Origin of the sequence: Psychrobacter proteolyticus (genome assembly GCF_039762275.1) — a bacterium.
GTDB lineage: Bacteria > Pseudomonadota > Gammaproteobacteria > Pseudomonadales > Moraxellaceae > Psychrobacter > Psychrobacter proteolyticus_C.
In genome coordinates this window covers 325,284-347,990 of record NZ_JBDLOB010000002.1, presented here as the reverse complement: position 1 = coordinate 347,990, position 22,707 = coordinate 325,284, and the positions used below count along the sequence as shown (strand labels likewise).

Annotated in this window: 20 protein-coding genes and 4 tRNA genes; 8 read left to right on the top strand and 16 right to left on the bottom strand. The window is 43.1% G+C overall.

Annotation, left to right across the window (positions count from 1 at the left end; genetic code table 11):
• Positions 1–342 precede the first annotated feature (342 nt).
• The 3 genes from ABFV72_RS04520 (at position 343) to ABFV72_RS04510 (ending at position 1,636) form a co-directional block, all read left to right on the top strand.
• Positions 343–432, top strand: a tRNA-Ser gene (locus ABFV72_RS04520).
• Positions 433–613: 181 nt separating this feature from the next.
• Positions 614–690: transfer RNA gene (locus tag ABFV72_RS04515), tRNA-Arg, on the top strand.
• Positions 691–973: 283 nt separating this feature from the next.
• Positions 974–1,636 carry an RDD family protein gene (locus ABFV72_RS04510; RefSeq protein ID WP_347162599.1) on the top strand — a complete coding sequence of 221 codons (663 nt, stop codon included), beginning with the start codon at positions 974–976 and terminating at the stop codon, positions 1,634–1,636.
• A 97-nt stretch (positions 1,637–1,733) separates the two neighbouring features.
• Here ABFV72_RS04510 and ABFV72_RS04505 read toward each other — a convergent pair whose 3' ends face one another.
• From ABFV72_RS04505 to ABFV72_RS04460, 10 genes are all read right to left on the bottom strand, one after another.
• Entirely contained in the window at positions 1,734–2,759 is a 1,026-nt protein-coding gene (locus tag ABFV72_RS04505) for a calcium/sodium antiporter (RefSeq protein ID WP_347162598.1), read from the bottom strand.
• A gap of 189 nt (positions 2,760–2,948) precedes the next feature.
• Complete coding sequence (gene panD, locus ABFV72_RS04500) at positions 2,949–3,329, bottom strand: aspartate 1-decarboxylase (RefSeq protein ID WP_010196068.1); 381 nt, start codon at positions 3,327–3,329, stop codon at positions 2,949–2,951.
• Positions 3,330–3,429: 100 nt separating this feature from the next.
• Positions 3,430–4,011, bottom strand: a complete 582-nt coding sequence (gene pth / locus ABFV72_RS04495) for an aminoacyl-tRNA hydrolase (RefSeq protein WP_347162597.1) — start codon at positions 4,009–4,011, stop codon at positions 3,430–3,432.
• A gap of 176 nt (positions 4,012–4,187) precedes the next feature.
• Entirely contained in the window at positions 4,188–4,868 is a 681-nt protein-coding gene (locus ABFV72_RS04490; RefSeq protein ID WP_057758040.1) for a 50S ribosomal protein L25/general stress protein Ctc, read from the bottom strand.
• Positions 4,869–5,289: 421 nt separating this feature from the next.
• On the bottom strand, positions 5,290–6,237 hold the full coding sequence (locus ABFV72_RS04485) for a ribose-phosphate pyrophosphokinase (protein ID WP_057758042.1): 948 nt from the start codon (positions 6,235–6,237) through the stop codon (positions 5,290–5,292).
• A gap of 109 nt (positions 6,238–6,346) precedes the next feature.
• Positions 6,347–6,422, bottom strand: a tRNA-Gln gene (locus ABFV72_RS04480).
• Between the two features lie 240 nt (positions 6,423–6,662).
• Positions 6,663–6,738 (bottom strand) — tRNA-Gln (locus ABFV72_RS04475).
• A gap of 167 nt (positions 6,739–6,905) precedes the next feature.
• A complete protein-coding gene (gene ispE, locus ABFV72_RS04470; RefSeq protein WP_347162596.1) occupies positions 6,906–7,871 on the bottom strand; it encodes a 4-(cytidine 5'-diphospho)-2-C-methyl-D-erythritol kinase in 966 nt (321 codons plus the stop codon).
• A 90-nt stretch (positions 7,872–7,961) separates the two neighbouring features.
• Positions 7,962–8,594, bottom strand: a complete 633-nt coding sequence (gene lolB, locus ABFV72_RS04465) for a lipoprotein insertase outer membrane protein LolB (RefSeq protein ID WP_347162595.1) — start codon at positions 8,592–8,594, stop codon at positions 7,962–7,964.
• Positions 8,595–8,784: 190 nt separating this feature from the next.
• Complete coding sequence (locus ABFV72_RS04460; protein WP_347162594.1) at positions 8,785–10,740, bottom strand: hypothetical protein; 1,956 nt, start codon at positions 10,738–10,740, stop codon at positions 8,785–8,787.
• Positions 10,741–11,291: 551 nt separating this feature from the next.
• On the opposite strand from ABFV72_RS04460, the gene hemA reads away from it, so the two are divergent.
• The 4 genes from hemA to ABFV72_RS04440 all read left to right on the top strand — a co-directional run bounded on the left by hemA (position 11,292) and on the right by ABFV72_RS04440 (position 15,388).
• Positions 11,292–12,704: a glutamyl-tRNA reductase gene (gene hemA / locus ABFV72_RS04455; protein WP_347162593.1), complete on the top strand. Its 1,413-nt coding sequence runs from the start codon at positions 11,292–11,294 to the stop codon at positions 12,702–12,704.
• A gap of 356 nt (positions 12,705–13,060) precedes the next feature.
• On the top strand, positions 13,061–14,197 hold the full coding sequence (locus tag ABFV72_RS04450; protein ID WP_347162592.1) for an aminotransferase class V-fold PLP-dependent enzyme: 1,137 nt from the start codon (positions 13,061–13,063) through the stop codon (positions 14,195–14,197).
• A 235-nt stretch (positions 14,198–14,432) separates the two neighbouring features.
• The gene (locus ABFV72_RS04445) at positions 14,433–14,870 is read left to right on the top strand and encodes a YeeE/YedE family protein (protein ID WP_347162591.1); all 438 of its coding nucleotides are present in this window, start codon (positions 14,433–14,435) and stop codon (positions 14,868–14,870) included.
• A 98-nt stretch (positions 14,871–14,968) separates the two neighbouring features.
• Entirely contained in the window at positions 14,969–15,388 is a 420-nt protein-coding gene (locus tag ABFV72_RS04440) for a DUF6691 family protein (protein WP_347162590.1), read from the top strand.
• A gap of 207 nt (positions 15,389–15,595) precedes the next feature.
• Here the strand turns inward: ABFV72_RS04440 and ABFV72_RS04435 are convergent, their stop codons facing one another.
• On the bottom strand, positions 15,596–17,260 hold the full coding sequence (locus tag ABFV72_RS04435; protein WP_347162589.1) for an AMP-binding protein: 1,665 nt from the start codon (positions 17,258–17,260) through the stop codon (positions 15,596–15,598).
• A gap of 403 nt (positions 17,261–17,663) precedes the next feature.
• Between ABFV72_RS04435 and ABFV72_RS04430 the strand changes: the two genes are divergently transcribed.
• The gene (locus ABFV72_RS04430) at positions 17,664–19,799 is read left to right on the top strand and encodes an FAD-dependent oxidoreductase (protein WP_347162588.1); all 2,136 of its coding nucleotides are present in this window, start codon (positions 17,664–17,666) and stop codon (positions 19,797–19,799) included.
• Between the two features lie 145 nt (positions 19,800–19,944).
• On the opposite strand, the gene ABFV72_RS04425 is transcribed toward ABFV72_RS04430, so the two are convergent.
• The 5 genes from ABFV72_RS04425 to ABFV72_RS04405 all read right to left on the bottom strand — a co-directional run bounded on the left by ABFV72_RS04425 (position 19,945) and on the right by ABFV72_RS04405 (position 22,648).
• A complete protein-coding gene (locus ABFV72_RS04425) occupies positions 19,945–20,178 on the bottom strand; it encodes a hypothetical protein (RefSeq protein WP_347162587.1) in 234 nt (77 codons plus the stop codon).
• A gap of 81 nt (positions 20,179–20,259) precedes the next feature.
• Positions 20,260–20,712 (bottom strand): lysozyme inhibitor LprI family protein, encoded by a 453-nt coding sequence (locus ABFV72_RS04420; protein WP_347162586.1) that lies wholly within the window; start codon positions 20,710–20,712, stop codon positions 20,260–20,262.
• 129 nt (positions 20,713–20,841) lie between these two features.
• Entirely contained in the window at positions 20,842–21,258 is a 417-nt protein-coding gene (locus tag ABFV72_RS04415) for a VOC family protein (RefSeq protein WP_347162585.1), read from the bottom strand.
• 209 nt (positions 21,259–21,467) lie between these two features.
• The gene (locus ABFV72_RS04410; RefSeq protein WP_347162584.1) at positions 21,468–22,472 is read right to left on the bottom strand and encodes a lipoate--protein ligase; all 1,005 of its coding nucleotides are present in this window, start codon (positions 22,470–22,472) and stop codon (positions 21,468–21,470) included.
• A complete protein-coding gene (locus ABFV72_RS04405) occupies positions 22,469–22,648 on the bottom strand; it encodes a hypothetical protein (RefSeq protein WP_347162583.1) in 180 nt (59 codons plus the stop codon). Before ABFV72_RS04405 ends, ABFV72_RS04410 begins: the two co-directional genes overlap by 4 nt.
• Between the last annotated feature and the right edge of the window lie 59 nt (positions 22,649–22,707).

Here is a 22,707-nt window from a genome sequence, read left to right as displayed (position 1 = left end):
TTTTAAGAGATTTTAAAGTAAGTGACAAATACTATAGCCACCTACTACTAAAAAATCTATCATAGTCTTATGCTTGTGGATAAGGTGTAAGACGGTAGAGTGAGTAGTCCTAATATTATTGAGCAGTTTGGTTGTTATATTTAGCAATAATATGCCGCAATTTTCCGTATAAAAATGAAAGATGAGTACTTATATCTATAATTTTGATAAAAGCCGCATTAAATCTGTAGACAACGCTTGCAATTCGTTTTGGCTTTGTTATAATACTCGCCCACGACATGAGACGTATTGTTAGCATCAATACTATGTTTATAGAAATTTTATAAATGTCTTGAATCGTTAGGTGAAGTGGGTGAGTGGCTGAAACCAGTTCCCTGCTAAGGAACCATACGTGTAAGCGTATCGAGGGTTCGAATCCCTCCTTCACCGCCATTTATTCAGTTGTTATTAGAGTAGTAACGCAATATACTGCGTTAAACATTTTAATAATTAATTCAAAAAATAATTTGTTTTAATTAAAAAAGATGTTGACACAAGCGATATTATCTATATAATGACCAACCTAATTTACTGCAAAAGATATTATCTTCGCAGTGGATAAAGTGCAAAATACGCGCCTGTAGCTCAGTTGGATAGAGCACTTGGCTACGAACTAAGGGGTCGGGAGTTCGAATCTCTCCAGGCGCACCATTTGCATAATAGCTTAATATAAGCTGATAAAACAATAAAATAATCGCCTGTCTTATGACAATTGGCGGTTTTTTTATGTCTGTAGCTTTTACCTTTCTACTTATTTATTCTACGACCATCTCTTGTATATAGTATGATCGGATAGCCAACTAATAATATTAAAGAGCAATCTACGATGTTAGGCCATCTACGATGTTAGATAGTCATATAGGATAATGTACGATAGCCCCACCATTTACGGTACAATAGCGTTACTATTCACTGCTTGCTATGAGCTTGTACCATGTCAAAAAGTCCATCTAAACGTCCGTCAAAAACGACTCGCAAATCAAAGCCTCAATCGAGTGCGCCTGTACAGCAAGATCCTAACGAAGAGCCAACCATCGCTAAGCCTATGATTCGTGTCGTGGCGATTCTCTATGATGGTATGCTGATTTTAGCGTTATTGTTTTTGGTAGGGACGATACTAACAGTTGTCGGTACGCTGTTGACTATGGAGACGGGTACTGAATCTTCACAAGCTCAGTCACTGCCGCTCTGGTATCAGAACACCATTATGACGCCGTCATTTGTACTGACACTCGTGGCATTCTATGGGGTATTTTGGCGCCGTGGTGGTCAGACATTGGGTATGCAGACATGGCGATTAAAAACGATTAATGATGCAGGTCAATGGCTAACGTGGGGACAGTCGTTTAAGCGTATTTTGGCCGCTTGTTTGATGCCGCTGATTTTTGGCATTATTGGCAGTCTTATTGATGGGTCACGCGCCGCCTTATTGGCTAGCGCATTTCTTGGTTTGGTATTCAACTATGTGTTCTGTCTGTTCAACCCTCGCGGTCTGGCAGTACAAGATATGTTGTCCAACACCATCACCCTAAAAATGCCAAAAGTGGCACATGAAGGGTTATGGCGCGGTTTTAAAAATCGTAAGAAAAAATCGTAGTCTGATTTTATTGACGTAACAATTTTTATTGAACTAGTAACTCTTATCGACATAATAATTTAGTTGTACCACTGCTCAGTTGGTTCAGCCTAAACAGTTACATACTAACGCTTTGAATCAGCCATGCAGTGTAGCCCATAAAGAACAGTACCAACGTGGCACCTGACGTACGACCGAATTGTCGCTTTGTTTTAAAGGCAAATACGCATAGTGTCACTAGCAATATCGTCAAGACTCCCATTGCCATCACATCACGCGACAGAATCACTGGGTCGGCGGCGATAGGAGCAATGACCGTTGCTAAGCCGACAACTGCCAAAGTATTGAAGATATTAGAGCCAATGATATTGCCGAGCGCCATATCATGCTCGCCTTTACGGGCGGCTGACAAGCTCGATACCAGTTCAGGTAATGAGGTCCCAACGGCGACAATCGTTAGACCAATGATAAGCTCACTAAGCCCCCATAGCGTTGCCAACTCGACAGCACCCCAAACGATAGCACGTGAGCTGGCTACTAGCATCAGCATACCGATAATTAAACTGACAAGACCACGTGTTACACTTGGTTCTAGCTTTTCTAAGCTCTCTGAGTTATTTAAGTTCTCTAAGTTATTTGAGTGCTCTGAGTCAGCACTAGCCACGACTATATCGTCTTCATGCTCATGATAGCCTTCGCGTATACTCATTATGATCTGTAGCCCTAAAACGGCGACCAACAAAATCAACAATACGATACCATCAGCTTGGCTCAATGTCCCATCACGTAGCTGCCAAGCGGCGATGACTGTAATCAGTAGCAGCAAGGGCAAGTCGCGCTTTACAATGCCTCTACGGATGATAATAGGGCTAATCAATACGGTTGCACCGAGTACCAATGCGATGTTGATGATATTTGAGCCATAAGCGTTACCTAGAGCCAGCTCAGGGCTGCCTTCTATCGCTGCTAGTACTGATACCACCATTTCAGGTGCTGACGTGCCTATACCCAATATTAAGACACCAATTAAGAAGCTAGGCACACTAAACTTCTTTGCTAGTGCTGTCGCCCCATCAATAAAGACATCGGCACTCCAAACTAAAATTGCTAACCCAATCAGTATTGCAAGCGCGGCCAACCACATCAGTATGTTTCCTTGTATATGATGAAAAATGTGAATTTGATAAATAAGAATGGCATAAAAAAAGCTGAATCGAAATGAAGATTCAGCTTTCATAGTAGCATGGTGGTTTTTGGTAATAATAACAATTAATTCAACGATTTAGTCTTAAAATTGTTCTTGATTTACCCAAAACTCCATTATCCTGTCATATTAAGCAACTTGTACAGGAATAATGTTTGCCGTGTCTTTTACGGTGTTGTCTTCGTTGCAATAGACCAGTTTTGGCTGATACGTTGACGCTTCAACTTCATCAAAATGTGCATATGCACAAATGATAACGATATCGCCCAAATCTGCCATATGTGCAGCAGCACCATTCAATGAGATAATACCAGAGCCTGCTTCAGCACGGATAGCATAGGTGCGAAAGCGCTTACCGTTGGTCACGTTGTAGATATCAATAGATTCATTTTCGCGTAGACCAGCAAGATCTAATAGATCGCCGTCGATACCGCAAGAGCCTTCGTAATGAAGCTCGGCATGGGTAACACGGGCACGGTGTAATTTGCATTTAAGCATATTAAGTAGCATAGGTTGGTTCCTTGGCGTAACTGATATTAATTAACTAAATCAAAAGGTTAATGGGGATGAAACTGCCAAAATAAAAGGTCATTATCATTGAACGACTATATTACTCTGGTAATTTAAAGCCATTAATTTGTGAACGTGCTTTTTCGACATCACCATTTAACAATAATGGGAGCGCTTCAAAAGCAGCTGTCAGCGCGCTATCAATCGCAATCTGCTCATCGGGAGATGCTTTAGAGAGAACGTGTCCACTAACTTTAGACTTGTGACCAGGATGGCCGATACCCACACGCAGGCGATGAAAATCATTGCCAATATGCGGCGTGATATCACGTAGGCCGTTGTGACCACCATGTCCACCGTCTGTTTTGAGTTTGATACTACCAGCTGGAATATCGAGCTCATCATGAGCAATCAACAATTCATCATTTTTGATGCCATAGAAATTTACCATAGGCACCACTGACTGACCAGATTTATTCATAAACGTCAGCGGCATAAGTAAACGCACATCAGACCCATGAATCTGCCCACGCCCTGTCACTCCATGGAATTTCTTATCAGGGGAGAGCGTGATATTAAACTGCTGAGCCAAATGATGGACAAACCAAAATCCTGCATTATGACGCGTAAACATATACTGCTGACCAGGATTACCAAGACCGACAATAAGCTTTATGGCCATAAAAACACCCTGCTTGAATTTGATAAATAGGGGTAAGGATTGAAGTACTGATAGCCAGTTTATTTTCAAACCTTACTTACAAAAACAGCAGGAGATTTTAATCACCTGCTGTCTTATTGACTAAACGAATGTATCACTAACCAGCACAAAATAATGTACTAGTTAGAAATAGTATATTACTCGCTGTCTTTGTTTTCTTCAGTACCGTCGTTTTGCTCAGTTGCTGGTACTTCATCAGCATCAACGTCAGCATCAGCATCAACTTCTTCTACTGTTGGTGGCTGCATGTTAACGATAGTACGGTCATGGCCGTCTTCTAGCTCAAGCTCATGAATAACAACGCCTTCAGGAAGTTTGATGTCTGATAGACGGAACAAATCACCGATTTCCATGCCAGACACATCTACTTCTAGGTATTCAGGAAGTTGTGATGGTAAGCAGATAACTTCGATATCAGATACTAGAGTAGATAGTACACCAGCAGCAGCAGTACCAGGCGCATCTTCACGACCAGTGAAATGAACAGGAACGTTCATGTGGATTTTCTGACCTTTTACAATGCGCTGGAAATCAGCATGCATTGGGAAGCCTTTAGCTGGATGGCGCTGCAAGTCTTTAATAACTGCTTGATGCTCTTCACCGTCAACGTTGATAGTCAAGATGTGTGAGAAAAACGCTTCGAATTCTAGTGATTTTACTAGTTCGTTAAGCTTGATAGAGATAGCTGTTGGCTCTTCGTTACCACCATAGATGATAGCAGGAACTAGGTTCTGCTTACGTAGGCGGCGGCTCGCACCTTTACCTTGTAGTTCAGCAGCACGATCAACGGCGTTTAGTTCAAAATGATTAATGCTCATGGATATAATCCTATAAAAAAAATGATGAAGTGTCTGGTCATAAAAAAGTGGATTTGCGACCAATCCACTAATACGTGATGATAGCTAATATTATCGTTACGAATAAAACTCGTAATGTCTAAGCTTAGCCATTTGCTTATAGCAGCGCTCGCTATGATAATTACCATAACGATGGTTGCTGTTAAGCATGATCAGCACTTTTGATAGTGCTAGCCTAATAAAAACAACGAAAAGGTCAGCACAGGCGCGCATTATACGTGATTCTGTAGCAATAATAAAGACCTACGCAAAACGCCTACACAAAACAAAGCGCCAAGTAAGGATACTTGACGCTCTGTTTTTTAACTATTTAAGATGTCTTACTACAATCATTGCTACTAAGAATTACTGCAATAGCTGTTTTAAAAATAACTGTATCAGATTAAGCGTCAAACATCGCGCTAATAGATTCTTCGTTATTAATACGGCGTAAGCTTTCAGCAAGCATCGGTGCGATGCTGACTTGACGGATTTTGCTACAAGCTTTGGCTTCAGCAGATAGTGGAATCGTATCGGTCACAACCACTTCATCCAATGCAGATTCGCTGATGTTTTTCAGTGCGTTACCTGATAGGACAGGGTGCGTGATATAAGCTAAAACGCGACGAGCACCATTTTCTTTCAATGCTTCGGCAGCTTTACACAATGTACCTGCAGTATCGACCATATCATCAACGATAACGCAATCACGGTCACGAACATCACCGATGATATGCATTACTTGTGACTCATTGGCACGAGCACGGCGCTTATCAATAATTGCCATGTCGGTATCGCCCAGCTGCTTGGCCATCGCACGTGCACGAACCACGCCGCCTACATCAGGTGAAACAACCATGATGTTGTCATAGTCTTGCTTTTGTAGATCGTTTAGCAATACAGGTGTGCCGTAAATGTTGTCTACAGGGATGTCAAAGAAACCCTGAATCTGATCTGAGTGCAAATCAACAGTCATTACGCGATCGATACTGACGATGTTTAGCATGTCAGCGACCACTTTAGCCGAGATAGGTACACGAGCTGAGCGTGGACGACGATCCTGACGAGCATAACCAAAATACGGCATGACAGCTGTGATACGGCCAGCACTAGAGCGACGCAAGGCGTCAGCCATCATCATGATTTCCATCAAGTTGTCGTTGGTCGGTGCACAAGTAGGCTGCATGATAAACACATCTTTACCACGTACGTGTTCTTTGATTTCCACGGCAATTTCGCCATCAGAAAAACGCGTGATGTCAGCTTTACCAAGAGGTATGTGAAGATGATCGGCTACGGTTTTTGCTAATTCTGGGTGGGCATTACCCGTAAAAATCGCCAAATAAGGCATGACAGAAGTCCTATTGATTGACTCAAGCAGCGACCGCTAAGCAGTGTCAAACTGCTCAAATTAAGAAAAGAGTGTTGAAGGTGTTGAAGTATACTATTACAGTAAAAAATGGCAGGGGTAGCTGGACTCGAACCAACGGATGTCAGGATCAAAACCTGATGCCTTACCAACTTGGCTATACCCCTGTAATGTCTAGGCTATGAACAACCGATATTTAATAGCGACTAAGTAGTCGTTCTTAATATGGTGTCATTACCTGTCAGTTATCTAAAAAACGGATAAACCGTTTAAAACATAACTTTTCCCTAGCGGTGTCCATTGCGAACTATACCGAAACTGGGATAACGTTGTCAATGGCAATAAGATAAGTGGCTGTCTATAAACCGCTTATACTCGATGTATCTCTAACGCTTCGTACTAAAAAATGGCAGGGGTAGCTGGACTCGAACCAACGGATGTCAGGATCAAAACCTGATGCCTTACCAACTTGGCTATACCCCTATTGTGGCGACCTATTATAAGTAAATTTTCAGATTTTGCAAGTCATTTGCGGCTTTTTCTGCTATTTATTCATCATAGGTTACTGCTGGCGCTATTTTAGCAAATTAAAATCAGCAATCCTACCGTTGTCATTATTTAGATGATAAGAAATCTAAAGGTTGTATGTGCTATTTTAAGTTTCCAACGATATATGCCGCACAAGGCGCATCTGCAATCCACTTCGCCACAAGTTTTTTGTTAGTAGCCACACTCGCATCTAGAGGTAAAAACACGGCACTACCAGAGCCAGTCATTCGTGCTGTGCTCAATGCTTGCGCTTCTAACCCCTGTAGATAACCTAAGGCATCTGCAACAGCAGGAGCAAGGCTTGTGACCACTGGAGTAAAGACATTGTGATAGGGCGCAGTGAGCGTTTGTACATAGTCAGCGTATTGGTTTTGGATAGTTGCAACCGATAGGGGCGCGATATCTCGCTGTAGTTTGGGATGTGCAAACAGTTTGGCAGTATTTACATGAGCGTTAGGCGTCAGTACTAAATATTGCTGGTCAGGCAACTCAATCGTAGTCAGTTCTTCACCAATACCCATCGCAATAGCGTCTTGGCCAAAGATAAATATAGGTACATCCGCACCCACAGTCGCGCCAATCTTTATGAGCTCATCACAAGTAAAATTAAGCTGCCAAATTTCATTGAGCACTAGTATAGTCGTTGCTGCGTTAGATGAGCCACCACCCAACCCTGCGCCCATTGGCAAATGCTTATCTAAAGTGATATGCACTTTTGCTAGTTGGTCAGGTAAAGTGTTTGACTGTATGGCAAATGCTAGCAGTGCGCGTGCTGCTTTGAAAATTAAATTGTCTTCTATATTAATAGTGATAGCCTCTGCACCATCCAATATCAGTAGCTGATGACAGAGTTGATTAGCACTTAATTCACTAGCTATAGTAGAAATAACAGCATCGTTGCTGACCGAAAAATGCAAATAATCGCCCCAGACGAGCAGGCGAAATACCGTTTGCAAATTATGATAGCCATCGGCTCGTTTACTCGTGATGTGCAAAAACAGATTGAGTTTTGCAGGTGACAAACGGGTAATCGTAGAAACAGATGGTTCGGCTATATTTTCAGTCATATTTTTTTATCATAAGGTGCAGTTATAAACAGCTATCTTAATTAGCAATGATAGTTTTTAACGTAGTTCATATCATCAACCAGTGATGGATTAATGATTGATCGTCATTACAACTTTGTTGCCTTGTGGCTGTACTGCACTAATTTTACTAGGTAGCTTATCCGTACCTTTATAAGTAAAGCTGGCTGTCCACTCACCATTGACTGAGCTAACTAAGCGGCTCTGATCATCCAGTTGTGGCGCACTATCTGAAGGTGCTGGGCGACCAGAAATCCAATAAGGCATTTGTGAAATTGGTGCTTGCCAACCAGTGGCTTTCTTTAGCAAGGTTTCGGGATCGTTAGCGGTCAATGTACCTGTCTTTTCGCTGACTAGAGTAGCGGTCTGACCATTGTATTCAATGTTGGTTTTACCAATACCAAGTGCGCCAATCAGCTCAATGGCAAATCGGTCGTTTTGCTGACCCCATGCATAAAATGCACTACCACCTTGAGTACCTGTAGAATCACTCGCAGGCGTCGTTACCCCAATTTTACCCGTGATATTAAAACTCTCTAGCTTTTTTGGTTGCTCAGCGTTTTGACCTTGTACAGTCGTCGTCGGTTGGTTGGTCGCGTTGGCCGTTTTTAATGACTGGCAACCAGAGGTAATGATCATCGCTGCAGTTATAGCAGTAAACAGAGCCAATTTATTTGGTTTATAAGAAGTAATTGATGCTGACATAATAGTTTCTCAAAATGGAAAGATGAACAAAGATATTAGCTTAAGCGTTATTTGTTGCTCGGTTATGCACGGCTGTTAGCTTCTTATAACGACCTTGTAATTTATAAATGCTTCGGTTTTATAAGAACTTTATCAATTATCATATCTCTATCATTGCAAAGCCCAAAAAACATATCCAAAATCAGCGCTATTAATACAGCTGTATGCGGTCATTGATATTGTGCTGTCCAAATGAGAAGCGCTGCTGCAAGTCGGCGAGTAATGCTTCAACTTTGTCATTGTTACCTAAGCCTTGATAGGCGCGCAATAACAGCGTGCCTGAGCGCAGAGTTGGCAGCACATCATAAGGTGTCTGTAGATAGTCGATGACCTGCTGATAGTTCTCTTTGGCCAATGCATTGCCTGCCAAGACATTTAAGGCTTGCAGATGTAGGTCGTTATCATAACGTGGATCATCATAGCGAATCTGGATAATTGCAGTAGCTAGTGCCAGACCTTGCTCTGAGCTGCGCTCATTTGCCAGTAGTAACTGTGCATAGCTCAACTGATAGGATAAGTTGCTAGGATCTAAAGCCTGCAAGTGATTCAGCAAAGTACGCTTAACGACATAGTCTTCTTTATCATCTAACAGCTGAGCCCGTGCAAAGAGTAGCATTTCATTATCAGGATATTTACGAGCGGCACGAGTTAGTAGACGCAGTGCTTCATCAGATTCGTTTTGTTGCCACAAGATATCGGCCTGCATGACAAAAGTATCAGGCGCGAATACTGTGAAGTCTTTGCGCAGCTTCTCTAACGTCGCGATTGCCCCATCGACGTCGTTATCGAGTAACTCAAACGCCACTACCTTTCTACGCGCTTCTAATACCAAATCCTCTTGCATGACACCATTGAGGTAGTATTTGGCTTGCTCAAACAACTGCTGACGCTCAGCACTGATACCCAGATAATAATAGGCTTGATCAAGATAAGCTGGACTCTTAGCAAGCATATTGAGTAGCTCATCGGCACTAGCGTACTCTTCAGTATCTAGGCTTACTAAAGCTGCGAGCAGAGTAATCTCAGAATCATCATTGAAACGGCTATGCGCCTCAAGCAGTAACTTCCACGCTTGTTCGCTTTTCTTTAAATCTAATAGATAGCGAATCTCATATAGATATAGGCTTTTGCTATCAGGATTGCGTAAACGAGCTTGACTGACATAATTGATGACAGTCTCTGCGGTCACGATCTTGCGCAATATATCCGCTTTTAACGTGATAAAAGGCACGTAGTCTGGCTGACGCTCTAGCGCTCGATTGATATGAACGATAGCCACTTCAGGTTCGTTAAACTGATAGAGTAAACCCGCTTTTAATACCGACAATGAGGCGTTTTGCTCACTATCCAGTGGTTGTAATGCAGCAAGAAGCTCACGTTTGTCATCATCATTATTTGGATAAATACCTATGAGAATTTCGCTTAAGTCTGCGCGTGGGTCATAGCGCAAGATGCGGTTTAAAGTTTCGCCCGCTAATATATAGTCGTGGGCACGTAAGGCCAAATGCGCGACATAAAACCAAGCAGGTACGTGGTCAGGATTTTGGTCCTGCCATGTCTTGGCAAACTGTAATGAGTCTTCAACCCTTTCGTTACGCAAAGACAGGCTAAGCGCTCTCTCAAACACCGCTGTCGCATCTTCTTTAAAAGACTGTTGCTTATAAATAGAGACCGCGCGTCGTTTGTCATCGCGATCGGCAGCAAACTCGGCATCCAGTAGAGCGTATAAGCTTGGTTCACTAAGCTCAGGCTGCCATAAGCTGGCTGGCGCTAGGCCATTAATGTTTTTTACGTTTTCTATGGTGAGCGTATCTTCATTATAAGGTGTATCAATCGCAGGACTATTATCATTTACTTTATTGCCATTTAGCTTATTGTTAGCTGCCTTATTATCGGTAGCAACGGTTACTTTAGGAATCTTTGCTTCTAGCAATACATCGGGATGGCTAGCATGGACAGGGGCTGCCAAACACAGGCACACAGCTAGAGACAACGCTAGCTTATACCGTTGACACAGGCGCTCAATAGCGACATGCAATAAAGCACGGAAGCTAGAGTATTCGCTATAGGGATGTGGTGACAGAAGTAATGACCCAAAAAAAATCATAGATAGCCGTATTCGCCCATGGTTTACCTACACAGATAAGGCAAGTTTGTTTTAATCATTTTAAGTTAGATATTGGCAATATGTACCCATGACAAGCATTATAAGAGTAGACCGATGAGATAAACAATAGCATCCGTGTTACTCAGATATTGGCAGATCTGGCTGTATGAGTATGCTACTAGTATCGAGTACGTTGCCAAAGAACGATACTGAAGATGATTAAATATAGATATGTCTGTCGAACTGAATATTATAGAAATATAACAAGTTAAGATAGAGTAGGCGAATGATTTAACATTATATTATTGACCATAAGTCAAAACCCAGCTATTGATTTTATAAATCGTATGAGTAGTTGATTTGTTACATTTGCGACCAGATACAGAGATATGGTTATCATAGATGGGTGAGTGTTAATTAAAGCCCGCAATAATGATATAATAGGCGGTTTTTAGGGTCTTCCTTTTTAGCGCTGTCGTCAAAAACTGTCTTTTAAAAATAATAAGATAGCGTAAGGGGCAACTGAGCGTCATGTTTATGGTCTATCGATAATGAGATTAGTGGTCATTGGGGTCAATCACAAAACTGCACCAGTCGCTCTGCGAGAGCGCTTGGCGCTTGTGGGTGACGATGTAAATGTCGCGCTCAAACAAATAGAAGCCTTTACTGATGGTAGCGTGATCGTCTCTACTTGTAACCGCACCGAAATCTATGCGCTAGTGCCGCACATTTCAACGTCGCAGCCCGCTAATAGCCAATTATCTGACTCACAATTATCTGATGTGCAGGATATCAAAGCTGCTGGCCAATCATCATCCAATAATACTTTTAGTAGTAGCATGAATATCTCGTCTGCTGCGATTAGTGCGCACATTACCAAAATCAAAACGTGGTTGGCTGACTTCAAGCAACTACCACTCGTTGATATTGATCCTTATCTCTATGTACATCGTGATACTCATGCATTGACTCATTGGTTAAGAGTGGCGGCTGGTCTCGACTCTATGATATTGGGTGAGCCGCAGATTCTCGGTCAAATTAAAAACTCTGTGCATCTGGCTCAAGACCAAAAAGTACTCAGTAATCAGCTCGGCTGGATCATCGATCAAGTATTCGCTGCCGCCAAACGAGTGCGTAACGAGACGCAGGTTGGCGCACAGGCCGTATCGCTTAGCTTTGCCGCCGCCAAATTGGTCACACAAATATTTGATGATTTACCAAGTCGTACTCTACTGGTCGTTGCGGCAGGCGAGATGAATCGCTTAGTTGCCACCCATATCGCAGGGCTAGGGGTCGGACGAGTCATTATCTGTAACCGTAATCCCGAACGTGCAGAAGCATTAGCGGCTGAACTACGTGGCCCTAATCGCCGCGTAGACGTTAGACCCTTACAAGAATTACCGCAAGTATTGGCAGAAGCCGATATCGTTAGCAGTTGTAGTGGTAGTATGGATTTGTTGATTGATAAGACAATGACTATACAAGCGTTAAAACGTCGCCGTTATCAGCCAATGCTTATGATAGATCTGGCCGTACCGCGCGATATCGATTCGACCATTAGCCGCATTGATGATGTTTATCTGTACTCTGTCGATGACTTGCAGCATGTGATTGCAGGTAATATCGAGCAGCGTCGCCAAGCCGCAGTGGATGCTGAACTGTTAGTCAGTCAATTGGTGGTCGAGATAGACCGTCGCTTTCAAGTTCGCCAAGTTGGCAAAGATATTCAGCAATACCGTGCGTGTACTCAAGGTCAAGTGGATAAGCTGCTGTATGAATCTATTGCTAAGCTGCAACAAGACGATGTTAGTCCAGAAGATATCATCACTGAGCTATCACGACGTCTGACTCAAACATTGACCCATGCACCATCGAAACTGATGCGCAAAGCCGCCCGCGAAGGCGATAGTGATTTGCTAGACTTCGTAGTGTCAGGACTACAAGATGCTCATCGAGGGCATTGATGCTTTCATCGTGGCTTTATAAATCAAAACTTATCAATCAATACCTATCAATAAATGCTCAATAGCGCAAGTCATATCGTTGCCTGAGCGTATCGTTGTCAACCTTCAGTATCAGTGCTAATATCAAGCTCTCATGGATGGCTTAGGTCAAGATATGTGCTGGTGTTTGCTCGTAATATGACTATAAATATATTAACTTCACGTTAGTAGATCTCATCAGTGTTCGTTGTTTTTTGTTCTTTTAAAGACAATTCATCTCTAGACAGCGCAAGACCTCACCATCAAATAATAGCACTTGATTATAATGCTATCTAATCCATGTCGCATATTATCTAACCATACACTAGGAGTGTTCAATGCCTGCATTACGTCAAGATATCGATCCAAACGGCTTATTAGAGTATTCAGTGGTTTACACCGATCGCGCGCTGAACCATATGTCAAAAGCCTTTCAGCAAGTGATGAACGACCTATCTAGTGACCTAAAATCTGTGTATAACGCTGACGCAGTGGTGATCGTTCCTGGTTCTGGTACTTATGGTATGGAAGCAGTCGCTCGCCAGTTGGCAAATGATGAGGACTGCCTAATCATTCGTAATGGCTGGTTCAGCTATCGTTGGACGCAAATCCTAGAAAAAGGCAAAATCGCCAAATCATCTACAGTCCTTACGGCCAATCGTGCCGATGATAGTGAGTCGCCAAAACCGTTTGCTCCAGTCGATATCGACGTTGCCGTAGCCAAAATCAAAGAAGAAAAACCAGCAGTTGTATTTGCCCCGCATGTCGAAACCTCTTCAGGCATCATCTTATCAGATGACTATATCAAAGCGTTGAGCGAGGCTGTGCATAGCGTTGGCGGATTATTAGTCATTGACTGCATCGCCTCAGGCTGCGTATGGTTAGATATGAAAGCATTGGGTATCGATGTACTGATTAGCGCACCGCAAAAAGGCTGGAGCAGTACGCCGGGCGCTGGCTTGGTCATGCTAAGCGATGCTGCTGTCAAAAAAGTGGACAGTACTGAGTCTGATAGTTTTAGTATCGACCTAAAGCAATGGCTAAACATCATGCGTGCTTACGAAAATGGCGGTCATGCTTACCATGCGACTATGCCGACAGACAGCTTACGTCAGTTCCGTGATGCTGTGAATGAAGCCAAAGCAATCGGTTTTGATAAATTGTGTGACGCGCAGTGGACACTTGGCAAACGTATCCGCGAAGTACTAGAATCCAAAGGCGTTGAGAGCGTTGCTGCTGAAGGTTTTAAAGCACCTGGCGTTGTCGTTTCTTATACTGATCGTGATGACATGCATAAAGGTAGTGCGTTTGCTGAAATCGGGGTACAAATCGCGGCTGGCGTACCATTAAAAGTAGGCGAGCCTGATAACTTTAAGACTTTCCGTTTGGGTCTATTTGGCTTGGACAAATTAACTGATATCGATGGCACAGTAGAGCGTTTTGAAACGGCACTTGATAAAGTGCTGAGCCTGTAAAAATTGTCATTATGAGGGCTGATAAAGATAGTAATGTGATAGCTTATTAAGTCTTTTTCATTGCCCTTTTTAAAGCCTTCGCAATACAATCTTTGCAGTTATAAAAAATACTGAACTATTAGCATTATGCTAGGTTCAGTATTTTTTTACCTTTTTATTATATTTTATAATATAATGTATTTTTATAAATTAATATTCAAGCACGCATTTAATAAACTTAATTAGGTAGTCCGTTATGAGCATACAAATAGACTGGCAAGCATTTACGCCGATCTCCTTAGTTGGAGGTCTGATGCTAGGCGTAGCGACGGTTATCTTACTGCTAGGTATCGGTCGTATAGCAGGTATTAGTGGTATTTTTTCAAGCCTACTAAGGCCCAAGCGTGTAGAGATGTGGCAGGTGCTATTTATACTGGGTTTGGTCATCTCACCACTGCTATATCAGTTGGCAGGACCATTACCTGAGGTAGCTATCAGTACTTCCGTGCCATTATTGATTGGTGCAGGATTACTGGTCGGTTTTGGCACGCGTTTAGGTTCAGGATGCACGAGTGGGCATGGTATCTGCGGTAATGCACGGCTGTCTCCAAGGTCATTGGCAGCGACCGTCACCTTTATGCTGTTTGGGATTGTGACCGTTTATATCGGTCGTCACGTACTAAGCCTGCTATAGCGAATTCATGGCAGATTGCCAGATGAAGACTGATGATCGGGCTCATACGCGAACGACATATGATGGTTAATAAAAAATAATAATAGCGAGATATGACGATGCTAAAAAATATAATCGGATTGCTAGCAGGACTGCTGTTTGGACTCGGACTACTGGTATCAGGTATGACCGATCCTGTGAAAGTACAAGGGTTTTTGGACGTATTTGGCGCATGGGATATCTCCCTTGCTCTGGTGATGGGCGGTGGCCTGATAGTGGCGTTTTTCGGTGTGCGATTAGCAAAGCGTCAACAGATCAGCTGGATTGGTACATCAATTGATATGCCGAGCAAAACCGTCATTAATAAAAAATTGCTTATCGGTGCGATGTTGTTCGGTATCGGCTGGGGGCTGGTTGGTATCTGTCCAGGACCAGGAATTGTATTGCTCGGTACTGGTCAATGGCAAGCCTATGTCTTTATTCCTGCCATGATTATAGGAATGCTGGTTTATCAGTGGCTTGAGCCTAAGCTTGGCTAATATCGTTAGTTCTCTATAAATTGGATACGGTGTCAGCCTCGCTTAGTCTACTATTTGTAGTACTTTCACTTGGCTTCCTTGTTTCCAAATTATATTGAACCAACTATAATATAAATAGGCTAGCACTCGAAAAAAGGTCAGTCACTTATACGTGATTGACCTTTTTTATGAATATTAATTTGTGACAGGATTTAATATATTGTCAGATCATTTAGCACTGGCAGTTACTTTCGGCGTTTCGTGTGCCAATGACTTAGCCGCTTGGCGTAGCTCAAATTTTTGCACTTTACCGGTACTGGTCTTTGGTATTTCGGCAAAGACAATATATTTTGGCACTTTAAAGCCTGCTAGATGCTGACTGCAATGCTCCATCACCGTATCACGTTGCAAGGTGCTACCGGCGTGAATCTCGATAAAGGCAACGGGTACTTCGCCCCATTTATCATGTGGCGCGGCGACGACGGCACAGCTCTCAATCGCAGGTAGTTTATACAAGACGTTTTCTACCTCGATACTAGAGATGTTCTCACCGCCTGAGATGATGATATCTTTTAGTCTGTCCATGATTTTGATATAACCATCAGGGTATTTAACGCCCAAATCGCCTGTGCGGAACCAGCCATCAGCGAATGCCTCTTCGGTAGCCTTGCGGCTTTTTAGATAGCCTTTCATCACCATATTGCCACGTAGCGCCAGCTCACCCATTTCTGCTCCATCAGCGGCCACTGGCTCAGTCGTGCCTTGTTTAAATACCTCAAACCCTGCCATCAAGTGAGAAGTCATACCTTGACGTGATTTCTTTTGAGCACGTGTCGCCACATCAAGCTCATCCCATTCTTCCTGCTCAGCACAAACCGTCACTGGCCCATATACTTCAGTGAGACCGTAGACATGCGAGATATGAAACCCCATTGCTTCCATCGCAGCCAGCATGGTTTCAGACGGCGGTGCACCAGCGACCCAGCCTTTGACCGTATGGGTAATAGCGTCTTTATACTCAGGTTTACCGCCAGCAATCATATTGTGCACGACTGGCGCAGAGCAATAATGGCTAACTTGATGCTTGGCAATCAGCTGCAATATCAAATCAGCATCAATTTTTCGCAAGCATACATTGACCCCAGCACGCTCGGCGATGGTCCACGGAAAGCACCAGCCGTTGCAGTGAAACAGCGGCAGCGTCCATAGATACATCGGGTGTTTGGGCATGTCCCAATCTAAAATATTAGAAATAGCATTGAGAGTTGCGCCGCGATGGTGATAGACCACGCCTTTGGGCTTGCCTGTCGTCCCAGAGGTATAATTGAGCGCAATGGCGTCCCACTCATCTTTCGGCATCTCCCAATTATCCAAACTGTCTGAACTGGCTACTAATGCTTCATAACTCATGTGGCCAAAGCGCTCGACATCGATAGCTTTGTCCGTTGAATGAATAACGATTAAGTCTGGAAAAGTCTCATCGATAATCTCAGCGTGCTCAGCAAATTCGCTATCTAAAATTAAAACCTTTGCTTCGGAATGCTGCAAACAAAAGGTAAGTGCATTGATATCAAGGCGCGTGTTCAAAGTACAGAGGACGCCGCCTGACATCGGCACACCAAAGGCGCATTCGACCGTCGCTGGCGTGTTCGGTAGCATCACGGCTACAGTGTCGTTTTTATCAATACCCAACTTGCGCAGGCCATCAGCCAGTTGGCGACAGCGAGTATAAGTCTGTTGCCATGTCTGAGTGAGATTGTTGTGTTCTAGGTCGTCATAAATGATGGCAGTCTTATTAGGATAAACTTGCGCGCTGCGAATGATGAAATCGATAGGGGTAAGTGGTTGATGGTTGGCGGCGTTCTTGCCGAGACCTGTATGGAAATCTGTCATGATGATAGTCCTTTATCGTATTTCTATAATGCGTCAGTACATTAACGTCAGTATATTATTTAGTACAGTAATCTAGCATAGAAGTTATAGGTATAAGTCGATATTTAGCGATTTATATCTTAGTCTAATCTCTAAGTGATATTAAGCTAACGGTATATAATCTACCTCAAAATTTGGCTGGGTTTTGTGGTGTTTGCTTAACCATATGCCACAGTACCGCCTGATACACCGTCCCGCTCGTTATAGCAATTAATATAGTGCTCACTCATCAGTCGCTTGTCTGCATAGCTGACAATAATCGCGGTGTGTTACGATATCGATGATGCTAAACCCCTTAGCCCGATTAATTCTAAAAAGCCGTTTTTAAGAAGTAGCCTCATAAACTATTCATAAGGAAAATGATATGTCTGCCAGCCATAGTGCCAATACGATCCAAACCGCTAGCACCAATGAACACTATCCGCATTTATTTGAGCCGCTAGATTTGGGCTTTACTACGCTAAAAAACCGTATGGTTATGGGCTCAATGCATACTGGGCTTGAAGACCGTTTTTATAATTATGGCAAGCTGGCGGCGTATTTTGCAGAACGTGCCAAGGGCGGCGTGGCAATGATGATTACTGGCGGTATCTCGCCTAACCGCGAAGGTTGGTTGTTGCCTGCTGGCGGAACGATGAATACTAAAGCTGACGTTATCAACCACCAGCGCGTCACCCGTGCTGTGCATAAGCATGACAGTAAAATCATCATGCAGATATTGCACAGTGGTCGCTATGGCTATCATCCATTTGCCGTATCATCTAGCCCGATTAAATCTCCAATCTCACCGTTTAAACCACGCAAGATGAGCATCAAAAATATCGAGCAGACGGTAAAAGACTATGCTCGCTCAGCCAAACTTGCCAAGCAAGCAGGCTATGATGGCGTCGAAATCATGGGCTCTGAAGGTTATCTACTCAACCAGTTTTTATCAAGCCATGTGAATAAGCGTAAAGACATTTATGGTGGCGATATTCATGGACGTATGAAGTTCGCTGTCGACGTGGTCAAAGCGGTACGTGAGGCGACTGGCGAAGACTTTATTATTCTATTCCGCTTATCAGTGATTGACTTGGTCAAAGACGGTAACGTCATGGATGAAGTCATTACCGTGGCAAAAGCGCTAGAAGAAGCGGGCGTAACCATTATGAACACTGGTATCGGCTGGCATGAAGCGCGTGTCCCGACTATCGTGACTAGCGTACCACGTGCCGCTTTTGTTGATTTCACCGCTGAAATCAAAAAGCATATTAGTATCCCGATGATGGCAGCCAACCGTATCAACATGCCAGAGACAGCAGAAGAAATCGTTGCGACTGGTCAAGCTGACATGATTCAGATGGCGCGTCCATTCTTGGCTGATGCGCATTGGGTCAATAAAGCCAAAAATGGTCAGACAGATCGCATTAATACCTGTATCGCTTGTAACCAAGCCTGCCTCGACCATACGTTTGAAAACAAACGCTCGACTTGTTTGGTCAATCCGCAAGCCTGTTATGAGACTGAACTGGTCTATAAGAAAACCAAAAAACCGAAAAAAGTCGCCGTAATCGGTGGCGGTGTTGCTGGTATGTCAGCGGCACATGTGGCGGCCTTACGTGGTCATGACGTGACTCTATTTGAAGCTAAAGACGTGCTTGGCGGACAGTTCAACTACGCTAAAGTCATCCCTGGTAAAGAAGAGTTCTTTGAGACTATCCGATACTATATCAATGAGCTTGAACATCTAGGTGTTGAGATTAAACTGAACACCAAAGTCGATAAAGACATGCTTGAAAAAGCTAAGTTCCATCATGTCATCGTGGCAACGGGTGTCGTACCGAGAAGTCTAGAAGGTAAGCTCGAAGGGGCTGAGCTGCCACAAGTCATGAGCTATGCTGAGCTGCTGTCTGGCGAAAAAGCAGTGGGTAACACAGTCGCGGTCATCGGTGCTGGTGGTATCGGCTTTGATGTCAGTGAATATCTGACGGCTAATCATGGTAAGTCGCTGGATGAAATTGGCCCTGATGGACTAAAAGATCCAAGCTATCGCCCTGAGCCACAGTCTATCAGCGAATGGCGTGAAGAGTGGGGCGTGACCAATGATACCGACTATCAAAGTGATGGTGGTCTGGTCAGACCAGCAGCGATTAAACCAATTCGCCAAGTTTATCTCATGCAGCGTAGCAAAGGCCGTCTGGGCAGTGGTCTAAACAAAACCTCAGGCTGGGTACATCGTGCGCATATCAAATCTCACGGCGTGATCCAAGTCGCAGGCGTGCAATATGACAAAATCACCAACGAAGGTATCTGGGTAACTAACCCACAAGGTCAAAGCCAGTTATTACGTGTCGATAGCGTCGTGGTCTGTGCTGGTCAAGAGTCTGTGGTAGAGCTGATGCCAAACGTTGGTGATGCACCAGACGCGCAATATCACCTAATCGGCGGTGCTAAACTAGCAGCTGAACTAGATGCCAAACGTGCGATTCGTGATGGCGCTGAAGTCGCCGCTCAGATCTAAAATCTTTAGCATGAATGTTAAATAATGGACGGCGAGGGGATATCTCTTGCCGTCTTTTTTTATTTAGAATGAAAGTTTGACTTATTAAATTGGATATTCAGTTCAGCTTATGTTTATTTTGAGAGAGTAGAGTGATTTTGTTCACTTACTCACGCTCTAATACTATACCGTCAAAATATCCTCGCATACCACAAAGCAGTCTTCTATATTGATCATCCATATCTCTTAATAGTAACTGAGTCTGGCCTTTATAAGTTGCTGGGTATAAACGCAGCTCAACAGTTTTATTTGGCTGATCATCATTGATGACCCAATGATTTTCTGACCATATGGCTTTACTCTCTCCCAAATCGCAGGTATGAGCATTGGTAAAAATCAAAGCGCCATCGATAATGGAAAGATAAGGTTTATTAGCGACACTATGAATCGATACCGTGTTTTTTGCCTCTCCTGTATCTTCCTAGCGCTGAGTACCTGAATTATATATTGAGATTTGAGAGGTTTGAGAAAACTTACCAAAGGCACTTTTACTCGGTAAATCAGAAGGACTCAACTCATTTGAAAAATTCCAAGCCACACCGTAACTGCTTTGTTCTTCGATATATTCTTTATACTCGCGTATCAGACATTCTTCACTTTTACAGGTATTACGCTGAAACCTAAGCCATGTGCGTTGATTAGCAATGAACCTATCTTTAAAAGCTTTGCTGTCTTCATAGTCAGGAGCAGCACTAAAATTGCTTCTATATTTTTTTGCCATTGAGTCATCAAGCTTAGAAAGATCAGGACTTTCGCAAACGGTTTTTTCTACCCACGTAGCAGCCTTATTGCAATCAAAACTTGCTGAATTTGCATAAGTGGAAAGTAGGCAAATGCCTAAAATACCGATTGTAGTGATGCATAACTTTTTCATATTACCCTCATTTTTTAGAGCTTGATTGTATTTTAAGAAAGCTATAACTGTGATATACGTGTCATCATCACTATCTGCAAAAAACGAATCAGTCCATCCATCCTAGCCCAACTAACCAGCCTCACTCACCTACCAACTGCCAATATTTTCCATCGAAATCCAAGGCTCAATAGGCTCTAAGGCTTCGCCATTTTGTAGCAGCTCAATTGAGATATTATTAGGGTCTTTAACAAAAGCCATATGGCCATCTCTAGGCGGTCTTAATATCTCGATCCCTGCCTGTATAAAGGTGTCGCACTGTGCGTATATGTTGTCGACTCTAAAGGCAAAGTGCCCAAAATTATCGCCATTGGTATATTCTCTTTCATCCCAGTTGTGTGTCACCTCAATTTCAGGTGCACCCTCATGCGTTGCTAAAAAATATAAGCTGAATCTGCCTGATTCAGAATCTCTCTTTCTTAGCAGTTGTAAGCCCATAAGGTCACAATAGAAAAATAACGTTTCTTCTAGTTTGTTGGTTCTGATCATTGCATGTAAGTACTTCATGAAAATACCTTAATATTGATTATTCATAAAAAATGAAGTAATGGCAGGGTGCTTTTTATGCATCATTAATATACAAAATCTAAAATGGCGTACGTGTGATATCAATACCATTAACTATATACAGCGCATTTGTGTCAGTAACTTTTTACCAAGCAGTGCAAGCGGCACACTTTGCAATACTTGCTATATTAAATCCGACGTCGCAAAATCTAACCTTCCATCTCACCAACTAACCACTGCTCAAAATCACTAACTTGCGCTGCCAATTCAGGTTGCGCTTTTGCTAGTTCATCGAGCTTGTTTTTAATCTCAGGCTTATTATATTTAACGCCAGTCAATGTGTCTTTCAGCAGATCAATAAGCTCAACATTTAGCGCGTCAGAGAAGATGACAACCTCGGTGATCATCGCCTGCTTCACATCCATATGCACATCCATCATGCCCCAATCAAATCGCGTCTCGATATGATGAGTGAACTCAGGCGTTTTACCAAAGCGCCAATCCCAGTCTGCCATCTGTTGATAGTAAGCGTTTAGAGTGGGCTGCTTAGCAAGGCTGGCTTCATCTAATTGCTCAACCTGTGCAGTCTCTCCATGATATTCACAAAACGCTTCGATAATCGCCTCAGACAGTATCTCGTGATTGATAGCCTCATTAAAATCTACCAAGTTTGCCACGCGAGCGCGCACAGATTTGATGCCTTTTGCTTTTAGCTTTAATGGATGCGGGTTTAGATAGTCGCCAAGCTTTTGCATATTGGCATTGACCAGCAATGTGCCATGATGAAAGCTGCGATCGGCTGCATGTCTAAATGCGCTGCCCGATATTTTGCGGTCACCGACCTGCATGTCATTACGGCCAGACAGCGTGGCGTCTATGCCGAGTTTCTTAAGCGCATTGATGATGACGGTGAAGTTTGCTTCTTGATCATAAGCATCACTGGGCGATAAAAAGGTAAAGTTGGTATTACCCAAATCGTGAAACACAGCGCCGCCGCCACTCTGACGCCGCGCTAAAAATACATCGTCTGCTTCCATCTTATCGGTTTTGCACTCTACCCATGGATTTTGTGAGCGTCCAATAACCACAGTCTCAGAGTTACGCCATAAAAATAGGGTATGAGAGTCGGGATTGAGCGTATTAAATATCCAATCTTCGGTGGCAAGATTAAACCAAGGATTGGTCACAGCAGATTTTAGGATGCGCAGTTTCATGTATTTGACTCGTTAATAAACTGGGTTGGTGAGCAGGTTTTATAAATAGGTAGCCCCATTCTTACCGATGCAGGGTTGTAATTCAATGGCTGTCTAACAGGGAGGTTGATTTTATCAGTGGCTTTGACAGTGGTGAAGACGTTGAGCATATAGAAACAACGGCGAGAAAATTTCATAGAGGATGGTGCTAAGGTTGATGCTTCAGTTTTTAGCAGGCGGCAATAAAGCCAAGCAA

Excerpts from the sequence above, each read along its gene's own strand:
- ABFV72_RS04510 (WP_347162599.1), top strand. The coding sequence starts at position 974 with ATGTCAAAAAGTCCATCTAAACGTCCGTCAAAAACGACTCGCAAATCA.
- ABFV72_RS04505 (WP_347162598.1), bottom strand. The coding sequence starts at position 2,759 with ATGTGGTTGGCCGCGCTTGCAATACTGATTGGGTTAGCAATTTTAGTT.
- panD (WP_010196068.1), bottom strand. The coding sequence starts at position 3,329 with ATGCTACTTAATATGCTTAAATGCAAATTACACCGTGCCCGTGTTACC.
- pth (WP_347162597.1), bottom strand. The coding sequence starts at position 4,011 with ATGGCCATAAAGCTTATTGTCGGTCTTGGTAATCCTGGTCAGCAGTAT.
- ABFV72_RS04490 (WP_057758040.1), bottom strand. The coding sequence starts at position 4,868 with ATGAGCATTAATCATTTTGAACTAAACGCCGTTGATCGTGCTGCTGAA.
- ABFV72_RS04485 (WP_057758042.1), bottom strand. The coding sequence starts at position 6,237 with ATGCCTTATTTGGCGATTTTTACGGGTAATGCCCACCCAGAATTAGCA.
- ispE (WP_347162596.1), bottom strand. The coding sequence starts at position 7,871 with ATGACTGAAAATATAGCCGAACCATCTGTTTCTACGATTACCCGTTTG.
- lolB (WP_347162595.1), bottom strand. The coding sequence starts at position 8,594 with ATGTCAGCATCAATTACTTCTTATAAACCAAATAAATTGGCTCTGTTT.
- ABFV72_RS04460 (WP_347162594.1), bottom strand. The coding sequence starts at position 10,740 with ATGATTTTTTTTGGGTCATTACTTCTGTCACCACATCCCTATAGCGAA.
- hemA (WP_347162593.1), top strand. The coding sequence starts at position 11,292 with ATGAGATTAGTGGTCATTGGGGTCAATCACAAAACTGCACCAGTCGCT.
- ABFV72_RS04450 (WP_347162592.1), top strand. The coding sequence starts at position 13,061 with ATGCCTGCATTACGTCAAGATATCGATCCAAACGGCTTATTAGAGTAT.
- ABFV72_RS04445 (WP_347162591.1), top strand. The coding sequence starts at position 14,433 with ATGAGCATACAAATAGACTGGCAAGCATTTACGCCGATCTCCTTAGTT.
- ABFV72_RS04440 (WP_347162590.1), top strand. The coding sequence starts at position 14,969 with ATGCTAAAAAATATAATCGGATTGCTAGCAGGACTGCTGTTTGGACTC.
- ABFV72_RS04435 (WP_347162589.1), bottom strand. The coding sequence starts at position 17,260 with ATGACAGATTTCCATACAGGTCTCGGCAAGAACGCCGCCAACCATCAA.
- ABFV72_RS04430 (WP_347162588.1), top strand. The coding sequence starts at position 17,664 with ATGTCTGCCAGCCATAGTGCCAATACGATCCAAACCGCTAGCACCAAT.
- ABFV72_RS04420 (WP_347162586.1), bottom strand. The coding sequence starts at position 20,712 with ATGAAAAAGTTATGCATCACTACAATCGGTATTTTAGGCATTTGCCTA.
- ABFV72_RS04415 (WP_347162585.1), bottom strand. The coding sequence starts at position 21,258 with ATGAAGTACTTACATGCAATGATCAGAACCAACAAACTAGAAGAAACG.
- ABFV72_RS04410 (WP_347162584.1), bottom strand. The coding sequence starts at position 22,472 with ATGAAACTGCGCATCCTAAAATCTGCTGTGACCAATCCTTGGTTTAAT.
- ABFV72_RS04405 (WP_347162583.1), bottom strand. The coding sequence starts at position 22,648 with ATGAAATTTTCTCGCCGTTGTTTCTATATGCTCAACGTCTTCACCACT.